This window comes from Staphylococcus borealis, from assembly GCF_001224225.1.
Taxonomy (GTDB): Bacteria; Bacillota; Bacilli; order Staphylococcales; family Staphylococcaceae; genus Staphylococcus; species Staphylococcus borealis.
The window spans coordinates 38,112-51,977 of sequence record NZ_CUEE01000010.1; the positions used below are offsets into that span (position 1 = coordinate 38,112).

General features: G+C 33.9%; 12 protein-coding genes and 1 riboswitch. Of the genes, 3 read left to right on the forward strand and 9 right to left on the reverse strand.

Translation table 11 applies throughout. The annotated features are described in order from the left end of the window. The first annotated feature begins 3 nt into the window (after positions 1-3). Positions 4-753 (forward strand): hypothetical protein, encoded by a 750-nt coding sequence (locus AK212_RS10750; protein ID WP_053030898.1) that lies wholly within the window; start codon positions 4-6, stop codon positions 751-753. 130 nt (positions 754-883) lie between these two features. Here the strand turns inward: AK212_RS10750 and lysA are convergent, their stop codons facing one another. From lysA to AK212_RS10795, 9 genes are all read right to left on the reverse strand, one after another. After that, positions 884-2,149 (reverse strand): diaminopimelate decarboxylase, encoded by a 1,266-nt coding sequence (gene lysA / locus AK212_RS10755; RefSeq protein WP_053030900.1) that lies wholly within the window; start codon positions 2,147-2,149, stop codon positions 884-886. Position 2,150: 1 nt separating this feature from the next. Next, positions 2,151-3,227, reverse strand: a complete 1,077-nt coding sequence (locus AK212_RS10760; protein ID WP_053030903.1) for an alanine racemase — start codon at positions 3,225-3,227, stop codon at positions 2,151-2,153. Positions 3,228-3,233: 6 nt separating this feature from the next. Next, positions 3,234-4,385, reverse strand: coding sequence for an amidohydrolase (locus AK212_RS10765; RefSeq protein ID WP_053030905.1), 1,152 nt, complete (start codon positions 4,383-4,385; stop codon positions 3,234-3,236). Positions 4,386-4,659: 274 nt separating this feature from the next. Further along, positions 4,660-5,379, reverse strand: a complete 720-nt coding sequence (dapD, locus tag AK212_RS10770) for a 2,3,4,5-tetrahydropyridine-2,6-dicarboxylate N-acetyltransferase (RefSeq protein WP_053030907.1) — start codon at positions 5,377-5,379, stop codon at positions 4,660-4,662. A gap of 38 nt (positions 5,380-5,417) precedes the next feature. After that, entirely contained in the window at positions 5,418-6,143 is a 726-nt protein-coding gene (dapB, locus tag AK212_RS10775; RefSeq protein ID WP_053030909.1) for a 4-hydroxy-tetrahydrodipicolinate reductase, read from the reverse strand. Continuing rightward, entirely contained in the window at positions 6,143-7,027 is an 885-nt protein-coding gene (dapA, locus tag AK212_RS10780) for a 4-hydroxy-tetrahydrodipicolinate synthase (RefSeq protein WP_053030911.1), read from the reverse strand. Before dapA ends, dapB begins: the two co-directional genes overlap by 1 nt. Position 7,028: 1 nt before the next feature. Beyond that, complete coding sequence (locus AK212_RS10785; RefSeq protein ID WP_053030913.1) at positions 7,029-8,018, reverse strand: aspartate-semialdehyde dehydrogenase; 990 nt, start codon at positions 8,016-8,018, stop codon at positions 7,029-7,031. Positions 8,019-8,081: 63 nt separating this feature from the next. Continuing rightward, on the reverse strand, positions 8,082-9,284 hold the full coding sequence (locus AK212_RS10790) for an aspartate kinase (protein WP_053030915.1): 1,203 nt from the start codon (positions 9,282-9,284) through the stop codon (positions 8,082-8,084). 84 nt (positions 9,285-9,368) lie between these two features. After that, positions 9,369-9,545: riboswitch (Lysine riboswitch) on the reverse strand. A gap of 264 nt (positions 9,546-9,809) precedes the next feature. Beyond that, the gene (locus tag AK212_RS10795; protein ID WP_053030917.1) at positions 9,810-11,414 is read right to left on the reverse strand and encodes an ABC-F family ATP-binding cassette domain-containing protein; all 1,605 of its coding nucleotides are present in this window, start codon (positions 11,412-11,414) and stop codon (positions 9,810-9,812) included. A 153-nt stretch (positions 11,415-11,567) separates the two neighbouring features. Between AK212_RS10795 and cvfB the strand changes: the two genes are divergently transcribed. Both cvfB and AK212_RS10805 read left to right on the forward strand, forming a co-directional pair. Further along, on the forward strand, positions 11,568-12,467 hold the full coding sequence (gene cvfB / locus AK212_RS10800; RefSeq protein WP_053030919.1) for an RNA-binding virulence regulatory protein CvfB: 900 nt from the start codon (positions 11,568-11,570) through the stop codon (positions 12,465-12,467). 297 nt (positions 12,468-12,764) lie between these two features. Further along, entirely contained in the window at positions 12,765-13,715 is a 951-nt protein-coding gene (locus tag AK212_RS10805) for a PstS family phosphate ABC transporter substrate-binding protein (RefSeq protein WP_053030921.1), read from the forward strand. Positions 13,716-13,866 lie beyond the last annotated feature (151 nt).

Genomic DNA, 13,866 nt, shown 5'->3' on the forward strand with positions numbered 1-13,866 from the left:
CTAATGTTTAAATTTATATTCATGTTTGTTTTTAAGATACGTGCCACATGGTTACTTTTAATTTTAGGTCTATATCCTTTATTAATATTTTTAGCACAATTTTTAAATAGTAATTTCTTATCACTCTCAGCTAGTCAAGCTGGTAGTGTAAACTTTTTGGAAACCTTTATTGCGATATATGATACCCAGCAAAAGTCAATGCTATCATTAATAATAGTTGCTTATTTAGCATCAATATTATTCTATAATGAAATTAGTACTAGTCGTCTTCTTTTTTTCAAAGATCAGAATAGAAATAAAATTTTTAATAATAAATTTTTATCAATCATTATAGTTTATATTACTTTTCTAATTATATTATGTGTATCCTCAATAATTGTTTATTTATATTTTGTGAATAATCATGATTATTCATCACATTCTTTATTATTAAAAGATACTAAATATAATCATTATCTAATGACAAATTTGATAGGCTTATTTTTTACCGATGCTATTTTAATATTTTTATCACTTATTGCATCTATACGTTTTAATACTGGAGTAACTATTATTACTTTAATTACAGGATTTATTCTCATAAAAGTTACAGACAGTATTGATAAAATTAAGCTTTTCCCTTCTAATTTTATCAAATTAGATAGTAATATTAGCTTTTCGCAAAATTTATTAATAATGAGTGTTATTACTTTAGTATACATAGTAGTTATATATCTTGTATCAAAACTTATTTTTAAAAAAATACAATATTAATATATATATAATAGAATTAATTATTAAGATATTAAAAACCTACGTAGCAAAATTTATAAAGTCTACGTAGGTTTTAAGTTTAAATTTTTCTTTTAACATTCTTTAGAATTATTTTTAAAATTGATAATTGTTATTTAGTATCGTTAATAATCAATTGTCGTAATGATTGGCGTTTAATAACTTCACGTGCTTTACCATCTTTTAAGAAAAACACAGGTGGTTTCTGCATTTGATTGTAATTAGAAGCCATTGAGTAATGATATGCTCCTGTAGAAAGAATCGCTAGGTAATCACCACGTTGAACAGAAGAAGGGAGTTTCGCATTGCGAATAATAATATCGCCTGATTCACATAATTTACCAGCAATCGTTACCGTATCATCAGCTTCTTCATGACGATTCACTAATAACGCTTGATATTTCGCATCGTATAAAGCTGTTCTAATATGATCACTCATACCGCCATCAATCGATACATATTTATTCACATTAGGAATTTCTTTAATTGTGCCAACTTCATATAATGTTATACCAGCTTCACCAACGATTGAACGACCAGGTTCAATACCTATTTCTGGCACTTCATAATTCAATTTATCAGTTTCCGCTTTAATTGCGTTAGTTATTTCTGAGATGCCTTCCTCAATAGGGAAGCTAACATCACCTTCAATATATTTAATACCAAAACCTCCACCGATATTAAGCAGCTCAATTTTAATATCATTGTCAGATAACCAATTTAGTACTATTTTAGCAGTTTCAATCATTGCTTCAGTACCCTCGATTTGAGAACCGATATGGAAGTGAACGCCTTTTAAATGTAGACGTTTTGAATCACGCACTTTATTAACCGCTTCGATAGCCAAACCATGACGAATAGATAAACCGAATTTACTATCTTCTTGTCCTGTTTGAATAAACTCATGTGTATGCGCTTCAACACCTGGATTAACACGTATAACTACATCCACCGAATCACTTGCGTATTTATCGATTAATTCAATTTCTTCAAGAGAATCGATGACGAAGTAACCAACGCCATTTTCTAGAGCATATCGAATCTCATGTTTTGTTTTATTGTTACCATGGAAGTGAATTTTATTAGGATCAAATTTCGCCTCTAATGCAGTATATAATTCACCCTCAGATACTACATCTAATTGTAAATCCTCTTCTTGTACTAATTTAACCATTTGTATACAAGTGAAAGCTTTAGATGCATAAGAAATATTATATTTCAAACCGCTTTCTTGAAAAGCTTTATGGTATCTACGCATTTGATTGCGGATTTCATCTTCATCATAAACAATAGTAGGGGTACCAAAGCTTTGAGCAAGCGTCTTTAAACTTGTGCCTGCCATTGTTAATTCACCATAATCATTATATTTTACTGCCATTTTATCTATACTCCTTTATGAGAGAATCATGATTCATCGCACTAAGTTGTTCTGAGTTAGCGCCTACACCTTTGAATGTATATTCATCAATGCGTATATCGTTATTATATAATATCACTTCATCTTGTGCATCGACTTCATCATCAACTTCCACAAACATATGACTCATCATTAATGCGCGAATAGGGTAACGCTTACCATTAATTAATGCGTCATGTTTAGCTCTCGATTTAAGGATACCATCACCATAACCGATGTCTACAACTGCTAATCGTGTGTGATCACGAGTCGCTTCGAATGCGAAACTATACCCACAATAATCACCAACATTGACTTCACGCACTTGAATCACATTACCTTTAACAGTCAGTGATTGCTTAATAATCTGTGTGTCTAATCGACTATAAGGACGAGAACCATATAACGCGATGCCTACACGTGCATGGGTATGTTGCGGTAATAGTATTTGACCTTCACGATAATAGCTTGCACTATTTTGCGCATGAATGAAATCAAACTGATAACCCTCTTTTAACAATGCATTCACCACATTTATCCAAGCCTCTCGCTCTACACCATACTCTGGAACATCAAATTCATCCGCATAACCAAAGTGGGTCCATACGCCACTAATAATCATTTTATCTTCGTTTGTATTCGCTAGATGGTCTTCAATAACTTCTTTAATTTCTTCTAATGTTTTGAATCCAGAACGATGAAGTAAATTCTCATATTCGAGATGCACTTTGATACCACTTAAATCATTCTTATATTTATAATAGTACGCTAATGACGGTAAGGTCATTTGAATTTGATATTTTCTTACTTTTTCAAAATCATAAACTGCGTTCATCAAGAATATCGTGGCATTAGGTGCTAATTCGCGTACTTTAATGGCTTCTTTCAAAGAAGTAGTGCTAAATGTATGGATTCCTGCTTTCAAAAAAGAGGTAACAGCAAACGCCAAACCATAATGATAAGCGTTGTTCTTCACTACAGCCATTATTGAATTATCATTTTTAACTTGAATAGCATTTTGTAAAAACGCTTCTTTATCGACGGACCATATTGCTGTCAATGTGAATTACTCCTCTCCATAATGCATTAACAATTGTTCATAATAATTTGCCACATCAATTAATACTTTTTCATCAAAATTTAAATGAGAGGTATGAAGGCCAGTTACAAAATCTTTGTCTTCGTTACGTGTACCTACGAATGCAAAGTAAGCAGGCGCAAGTTGTTGGCCATAGAAACTAAAGTCTTCACCAAATAAGAAAGGTAGGGGCTTATCTATTACTTCTAGATTCGCAGCATTAATTGCTTGTTCTACACTTGCACGTAGTTTAGGACTGTTCATCGTAGGAGGATAGCCTTCTTCAAATTTCACTTCACATTCTACGTTAAATAATAAACTTACACTTTCAGCAATTTTATGCATTTGAGTTTTAACTACATTCAAATCATTAGGGTCATACGTTCTAATTGTACCTTCTAAATATCCGTGGCTAGCTACTGTATTTATTGCCTCACCAGCTTCAAAATGTCCCATATGAACAATGTTTCGTTTCAATCCGTTAAGATGATACTGCTGTATCTGACCAACTTGATTTAGAACATGTAATAGCGCTTCGCCACAAGAATGACCTTGTTCTTTATCTGCAACATGACTTGATAGCCCTTTTAAGAAGAAACGATACTCAGTTGCACTGGCTGTAATTTCTTCATCGCGGATTACAACTTGTCCTTCATCTGCAAATGGATTAACATGAATGCCAAAAACGGCTTCTATTGGATAATTATTAAACGCGCCTGCTTTAATTAAGCGATTCGCACCGCCACCAGTTTCTTCAGCAGGTTGGAATATAAATACAACATTATGCGGTAGTGTCCCTTTATCAAACATCTCTTTACAACGTTTAACAAATAACATTAATGCCGTTGTATGACCGTCATGGCCGCACGCATGCATCACGTTGTCTGTTTGACTACGATAGTCAACATCATTTTCTTCAAAAATAGGTAACGCATCAATATCTGCACGAAATGCAACGGTATGATCACTATTACCTTTTAAATAAGCAATTGCACCTGTTTCAAGCGGTCTCTCATAAGAAACCCCTAAGTCATCTAAAAAATGTGTAATGTATTCTGTTGTCTCAAACTCATGTAGACTTAATTCTGGATGTTGATGTAAATGTCTTCTATGTTTCGTTACAAACTCTAATTCGCTCATCATATCATTCCTTTGTTTACTATATTCGTCTTATCATTATTGTAACTTATTTCATCTTTTTATGTATGGTGTGATTGTAATTTAAAATATGATTAAAGTGTGAGAATAGAGAAAGAATAACGCGTCATACTTGCGCGTCATCACTCTCGAGAATAACTAAAACTGAGAAGAGCTTATGTTAAGCGCCTTCTCAGTTCAGTCAGCTATTACAATCATGCATTATAGCCATAAAATAATAAATTGTGTCACAGACACTTATCAAATACACATCGTATTAGTCATTCAATTTTCTTAATGCTGAAACGATTTCACGTTTAGAATCTTCAACTTCAGAAGTTTGTTTAATGACCTTGGCTGGTGTACCAGCAACAACTGCACCAGCTGGAACGTCTTGAGTGACAATAGCACCAGCAGCAACAATTGCACCTTCACCAACATGAACGCCTTCTAAGATAACCGCATTCGCACCGATTAACACATTATCATCAATGATTACTGGAGAGGCGCTAGGGGGTTCAATAACACCTGCTAACACAGCACCAGCACCTACATGTACATTTTTACCAGTTGTAGCACGACCACCGAGTGTTGCATTCATATCAATCATAGTGCCTTCGCCAACAACTGCACCAATATTTATCGTTGCACCCATCATTACAACAGCGCCATCTTTGATAATTGCTTGTTCTCGAATGAATGCACCTGGCTCAATACGTGCATTCGTATTCGTTAAATCTTTAAGCGGAATAGCTGAATTTCGTCGATCCATTTCAATTTCTAACTCCGTAATTACAGATTGATTTACTTCATAGAATGTCTTCCAATCATCTGCTTCACAAAAAATAACTTTAGAATCGTCAGAACCAAATACTTTAAAAGATTCTGGGAAGGTAACACCATCAAAATGTCCATTGGCATATACTTTTAATGGTGTAGATTTTTTAGCATCACTGATATATTGAATAATTTCTTCAGCTGATAAGTGTTGTACCATAATTGAACTCTCCTTAATAATAGATAGAATTTTATATTTTATAAATTATCAAACGTGTAATAACCATTAGATTGATTTATTAATTTTTCTGCGGCAGTAATGGCACCGTTAGCAAAGATATCCTTTGACTGTGCTTTATGCGTAATTGCAATGGTTTCGTCTATTCCAGCAAATAACACGTCATGTTCACCAACTATAGTGCCACCTCGAATAGAGTGAATACCAATTTCATCTTTACTGCGTTGTTCAGTGCGCTCATGACGATCATATACAGGTGTACTGTTTTGACGTAAGTCTTTGATGACGTCATATAATTTAACTAATGTGCCACTAGGGGCATCTACTTTTTTATTATGATGTGCTTCAGTCAACTCAATATCAAAATCTTGTAAAAGCGGCACTGCAGCTTCTAATATTTTAGTTAATGCATGCACACCATAACTCATATTTGCACTAAAGAAGACAGGCATGCTTTGACCTAATTCATTTAACTTTTCAACTATTTTTTCCTTTTCACCAGTAGTAGCTACCACTAAAGGCAATTGAAATTGCTCATCAAGTAGAGGTAATAATAGATTAGGATTTGAAAAGTCTATGGCCACATCCGCTTCATTTTGCGCATCAGCAATATGACTGTAATGCGTATATGGCGTTGTTTCATTGTTTTGTGGCTCTATAACACCTATAATTTCATGACCTTTGTCTTCTGCCAAACGTGCCACTCTCTGATTCATTGCGCCATAACCTATAAGTAATATTTTCATTAAAGTTCACCTGCTTTAAATTGTTGAAATGCGTCAATTAATACTTTAGCATCTTCTACTTCTAAAGGAATCAGTGGTAAACGTAATTCATAATCTCCGAATCCTAGATAACTCGTTAACGCTTTAATCGGAATAGGGTTAACATCAACAGATAATGCACTTAATAATTTACCAATCGGTTCAAAATCTTTTGAAATATCTTCTCCACGTTGTTTCGCATCGTATAATGCTTGGAATTCTCTAGGAATAGCATTACCAATAACCGATATAACACCATTGCCACCTCTATTATAAAAGTCAACAACATTGTCATCATTACCGCTATACAACGCAAAAGTTTCTTGATCAATACGACGTTTTACATCTTCATAATAATCAAAATCATTTGTAGCATCTTTAATTGCAACAATGTATTGATTATGACTTAATGTTTCAACCGTTTCTGGTTCAATCGTCATATTTGTTCGAGAAGGTACATTATAAAGTACTACAGGTAATTTAACTTCATTTGCAATCGTTTCAAAGTGTTTAATTAAACCACGTTGATTCGTTTTGTTGTAGTAGGGTGTAATCAGCATAATTGCATCCGCACCAAGTGCTTTTGCGCGTAGTGATGCTTGAATAGATTTGGCAGTATTATTAGTACCTGTACCTGCGATAATTGTCACACGATGATTGACTTGTTGAATTACTGATTCTAGAATATGCGCTTTCTCTTCTTCAGTTAAAGTAGGGCTTTCAGCTGTAGTTCCATTAACAATAATAGCTTTTACACCATTTTCTAAAAGGAAATCTACGTGTCTCTCTAATGCATTATAATCAACTTCATTATTTTTGAATGGGGTAGCAAGTGCTACACCTACACCTTCGAATAAATGTGGCATATTATCTAGCTCCTTTTAAATTGATTACTTGCTCTAATACTTGCACGGCATTCAAGGCTGCACCTTTCAATAAATTGTCTGACGTACACCATACGTGGAACGTATTATCCAATGAGTCATCTCTACGAATACGACCAACAAACACGTCATCTTTACCAGTAGAAGTAAGTGCCTGAGGATACTCATTATTGTCAGGATTATCAACTAATACAACACGATCATCTTTATCGAATAACGCTTTAATGTCTTGTACAGTTGCTTCTTTATCAAGCGTAACGTCAATCTCAACACTATGGCTATCTTGTACCGGAACGCGGGCACATGTAGCTGTGACTTTTAAATCTGGTTCATGTAAAATTTTGCGTGTTTCATCAATCATTTTTTGTTCTTCTTTTGTATATCCATTTTCTAAAAACACATCGATATGAGGTAACACATTATTGTAAATAGGGTGTGGATATGCTTCTGGTTCTTTCCCATTTGCACCTTCTGCTAAATCTCGTTTACCTTTAATACCAGAGCCCGAAACTGCTTGATACGTAGTATATGCCACACGTTTTAAACCAAATTGATCTTGTAACACTTTTAATGGCACTACCGATTGAATTGTTGAACAGTTAGGATTGGCAATAATACCACGTTTGAATTCTGGTTGATTAACTTCAGGTACAATTAAATCTACATCTTCAGTCATTCGCCATTGGCTTGAATTATCAATAACGATTGCACCAGCTTTTTCAAAAATAGGGGCGAATTGTGCACTTGTACCGCCACCAGCACTCATTAAAACATAGTCAAAGTGGGCACTAGCTGCATCTTCTGTTAGTTCTTGAACAACATATGTTTGACCTTGAAATTCAACTTCTTTCCCCGCAGATCTTGCAGATGAGAATAAGACCAATTCGTCAAATTGAATGTGTTTACGATCAATAGTTTCTAACATTTTTGTTCCAACTAATCCTGTTGCTCCAACCACTGCTAATTTTGTCATAATTTATCACTCCAATAATATTTGTTTGAATTTTCCTAAAATTTAATTTAAATGTTATATGAATTATATATCAAATGCCTCGTATAATCGCTCTACGGCTTTTTCGCCATTTTCAGCGTCAATGACATATGAAATACTGATTTCTGAAGTTGTTGTTTGATAAAAAGGGATGTTGGCGTTAATTAGTGTAATAAACGCTCTGGATGCTACGCCTGACATATCTCTCATGCCTGAACCAATTAATGAAATTTTGACATAGGCTTCATTAATTTTATAATCTAAAGCTTCAAATTGAGCGGAAAGCGCACTTAAAATATGTGAAATTTGATGCACATCACTATCTTTAATCGTAAACGATAATTGTAGCCCTTCGATGTTAACGATTTGCGATATCATATCTACATTAACTGAGCCATCTTCTAACGCTGTAAACAATTGCGTTAACAAACGATTGTCAGGTAGGGGGTAGCTTATCGTTACATGCATCATATGTTTATCTAAAGCGACGCCCGTGACTGCTTTCTTTTCTAGAATTTCTGTTCTTGGCATAATCCACGTTCCTTTCACATTTGATAGTGTTCTTCCCAAATACAGTGGTATATCGTAATTCTTAGCAAGCTCAACACTACGGGTTTCAAGTACACCTGCACCAAGTGCACTCATTTCCATCATTTCTTCGTAAGATACATAATCTAAGCGCTTTGCTCGACTAAGAACTCTTGGATCGGTTGCATAGACACCATCAACATCTGTATATATTTCACAAGGTATTTGATTACTTGCTGCTAAGGCAACTGCCGTTGTATCAGAACCACCGCGACCTAAAGTTGTAAGTTCTAACTCATCATTGATACCTTGAAAGCCTGCTACGACTAAAATGTCGTTATCTTGAAAAGCTTGATCAAAGGTTTTCGAATCAATTTCTGCAATTCTGCTTTTCAAATGATGACCAACCGTTTTAATACCTGCTTGATAACCAGTCATGGCTCTAGCAGTCACGCCGATATCATTTAACACCATTGATAAATAGGATACCGTTTGTTGTTCACCAGTAGTAAGTAACAGTGCAAGTTCTTCATCTTTAGGTGTCGCAGTCAAATGGAAGACATTATCCATTATTTGATCTGTTGTTTTCCCCATGGCACTGACTACTACAATTAATTGTTCACCTTCGTCTACTCGACGTTTCAGCATTTTAGCTATATTTTTTATTTTTGTAAAATCAGCAACGGATGAACCGCCAAATTTCAAAACACTTCGTTTCAATACGATACCTCCTACAGATTAGGGGAGGCACACGTTATAAAAAAAGAGCAAGTTCGGAATGCTCGAACTTGCTCATAATTTATATACAAGTGATGCACTCCATTATTTTTAAATAATGACAAACTCTCAGCTCTTAACCACAAAGTCCAACAAATCATACCTGCGATTATGATTCATTTCGGCATCGCACCCTTTCTATATTAGCTGTTGCAGACAGTGTATCTAATATATACTAATGATTGATGCGCCTCATCAATTTCTTATTCAATTGCTATGTTTTATATTATACATATGGCAATTGTGTCTGTAAACCGATAATTGTGATTTTTTGAAATAGACTGAAAAATTAAAGGCTATTTTTCATCATGAAGGTAAATATGAATTAAAAGTGTAAAAATTTCAGTGTTGAGACCTTTGATCAGTATAAAAAATTAAGATTGAGACACAAAGTAATCCTATTCTAGAACTTAATCGACGTGTTCTAAACGATATACTTTAATCTCAACCTTATTTTAAATTATAAATTTATTTTTGTAATACACCAATTTCTTGTAAATATTCTTCATAAGGGACTTCTTTAGATAAACCGCCTGGTTGATTTAGATCAATGACACGGTTTGCAATCGTATTGATGAATTCAAAGTCATATGACGTAAAGATGATTGAACCTTTAAATGAAGCAAGGCCATCATTTACTGCTGTAATACTTTCTAAATCAAGATGGTTCGTAGGTTCATCCAATAGTAAAACGTTCGCACTTGAAAGCATCATTTTACTTAACATACAGCGAACTTTTTCGCCACCAGAAAGTACACTCGCTTTCTTTTTAACTTCCTCACCACTAAATAACATACGTCCTAAGAATCCACGTAAGAACGTTTCAGTTTGTTCATCTTCAGGCGCATATTGACGTAACCAATCTACTAAATTCATGTCTACACCTTCAAAGAATTCTGAGTTATCTTTAGGGAAGTAACTTAATGATGTCGTTACACCCCATTTAAATGTACCTTCATCTGGCTCCATTTCACCAGCTAAAATTTTCAATAGTGTTGTTTTAGCAATTTCACTATCTCCAATTAATATCGCTTTATCATTTGGATTCATAGTGAATGAGATATTATCAAGTACTTTTTCACCATCAATCGTTTTAGATAGACCTTGTACGGTTAATAAATCATTTCCAATTTCACGCTCTGGCGTGAACTTAACATATGGATAACGTCTTGAAGAAGGTTGAATATCATCTAATTCAATTTTCTCCAATTGTTTTTTACGACTTGTCGCTTGTTTAGATTTAGAAGCATTTGCTGAGAAACGTGCAATAAAGTCTTGTAATTCTTTAATTTTTTCTTCTTTTTTCTTGTTTTGCTCTTGAGCCATTTTTTGAGCTAATTGACTTGATTGATACCAGAAATCATAGTTACCTACATATAATTTAATTTTACCGAAATCTAAATCAGCAATATGTGTACACACATTATTTAAAAAGTGACGGTCATGTGATACAACAATAACTGTATTATCGAAATTAATTAAGAAATCTTCTAACCAACTAATGGCAGGAATATCTAAACCATTGGTAGGCTCATCGAGTAGAAGTACATCTGGTTCACCAAATAAACTTTGAGCTAATAAAACTTTCACTTTTTGATTATTTTCTAATTCAGACATTTGTTTATCGTGTAATTCAGTAGCGATACCTAAACCTGAAAGTAGGGAAGCAGCATCCGCTTCTGCGTTCCAACCATTCATTTCAGCGAATTCACCTTCAAGTTCAGCAGCACGGATACCATCTTCATCACTGAAATCCGGTTTCATATAAATGGCATCTTTTTCTTTCATTACTTCATACAAACGTTCATGACCTTTGATAACGACGTCTAATACGCGTTCATCTTCATAAGCGAAGTGATCTTGTTTTAAAACAGCCAAACGTTCATCTTTACCCATTGAAACGTGTCCTGTTTGAGAATCAATTTCTCCAGATAAAATTTTTAAAAACGTTGATTTACCAGCACCATTGGCACCAATAAGTCCATAACAATTACCTTCAGTAAATTTAATATTTACATCTTCAAATAGTTTACGATCGCCGAAACGTAAACTTACATCAGTTACTTGTAGCATGCATTTACTCCTTTATTTATCGTTTATCTAACGCAAAAATTATATCATATTCTGTATAGAGTTTCGACCTAATGTAAATGTAAACGTGTGAATGCTTGTTTTTACTATGCATGTTATAATGATGTAGAATACAAACCCTTGAAGGAGAATATTATGGCATTAGATAAAGATATCGTTGGTTCAATTGAATTTTTAGAAGTCATTGGTTTAGAAGGTTCTACATACCTTTTAAAAGGTCCAAATGGTGAACAAGTAAAATTAAATCAATCAGAAATCAATGATGAAGATGAATTAGAAACAGGTGAAGAATACAGTTTCTTCATCTATCCAAACCGTTCTGGAGAATTATTTGCAACTCAAAATATGCCGGACATTACGAAAGACAAATATGATTTTGCCAAAGTGTTAAAAACAGACCGTGATGGTGCACGTGTAGATGTTGGTTTACCAAGAGAAGTACTTATTCCTTGGGAGGATTTACCGAAAGTGAAATCATTATGGCCACAAACTGGAGATTATGTACTCGTTACATTGCGTATCGATAGAGAAAATCAAATGTTTGCGCGCCTAGCTAGTGAAACAATCGTAGAAAAAATGTTTACGCCAGTTTATGATGACGAAAAACAAAATGAACTTATTAAAGCAAGACCATATCGATTATTAAGAATAGGAAGTTTCTTGCTATCAAATGATGGCTATAAAATCTTTGTACATGAATCAGAACGTAAAGAAGAGCCACGTTTAGGGGAAGAAGTAGAAGTTCGAATTATTGGTCATAACGATAAAGGTGAACTGAATGGTTCATTTTTACCTCTAGCTCATGAACGTCTTGATGATGATGGTCAAGTAATATTTGATTTATTAGTCGAATACGAAGGTGAATTACCTTTTTGGGATAAATCAAGCCCAGAAGCAATCAAAGAAGTGTTCAACATGAGTAAAGGTTCATTCAAACGTGCCATTGGTCACTTATACAAACATAAAATTATCAATATTGAAACAGGAAAAATTTCTTTAACTAAAAAAGGTTGGAGTCGTGTAGAAAAAGATTAATCATCTCGATTCAAACATTTTCCTTCTATTTAAATAGTGGTTTTAATACGCTATGTCATTTCAAGAAATTTTTCTAACCGCTAGTCATACATGTGGGGCTGGAAGATGAATTCGATAAGAATTCTCTCCAGCCCCTTTTTTATTTTCATAGACAATCTTTATGCTTAGTATTAATTTTTCTATAATCTTAACAAAAAATTTACATTTAAACCATTTTGTATTAACGAAAGGTATGTAATATAAGGACTGTAAGAAATACATATAACATTTTGGGTTATTTATTAGGAGGATATTTCAATGAAAAAATGGCAATTAGTTGGTACAACTGTTTTAGGCGCTTCGGTATTATTAGGCGCATGTGGCGGTGGAGATAGCAGTGGAAGTGGTTCTGGAGATGGCAAAGACCTTAAAGGTGAAGCCAAAGGTGAAGGTTCATCAACAGTAGCTCCTATCGTTGAAAAATTAAACGAAAAATGGGCTAAAGATCATCCAAACGCTACTATTTCATCTGGTCAAGCAGGTACTGGTGCTGGTTTTGAAAAATTCATCGCTGGCGAAACTGATTTCTCACAAGCTTCTAGACCTATTAAAGATGAAGAAAAACAAAAATTAGAAGACAAAGATATTAAATATAAAGAATACAAAATTGCACAAGATGGTGTAACAGTTGCTGTAAACAAAGATAACGACTTCGTTAAAGAATTATCTAAAGATCAATTGAAAAAAATCTACAGTGGCGAAGCTAAAACTTGGAAAGATGTAAATTCAAGCTGGCCTGATAAAGAAATCAAAGCATTCTCTCCAAACTCAAGTCATGGTACTTATGATTTCTTCGAAGAGGAAGTAATGAACAAAGAAGATATCAAAGCTGAGAAAAACGGAGATACTAACGTAATTGTTCAATCAGTTGAGAAAAACAAAGAGGGTATCGGTTACTTCGGTTATAACTTCTACGAACAAAACAAAGATAAATTAAAAGAAGTTAAAATCAAAGACGATGAAGGCAAAACTACTGAACCAACTAAAGAAACAATCAAAGACGGTTCATATGCTTTAAGTAGACCATTATACTTATATGTTAAAGAAAAATCATTAAAAGATAATGACGTAATGAGAGAATTCATCAAATTCACATTAGAAGACAAAGGTAAATCTGCTGAAGATGCTGGTTATGTAGCTTCACCAGAAAAAGTTTACAAAGATGAACTTAAAAGCTTAGACAAATATGACAAAAAATCAGATAAATAATAATCATTATTAATAACAAAGGGCTGGGAATTATTCAAGGGGTATTACAAGGTAGCAACTCTGCTACCTTGTTCTCCAATATATGGGTGATTGTTAAAATGTTTTAAGGTTAATTTGAACTCATTGTTTACCTGATAATTTCTAGCGCTTT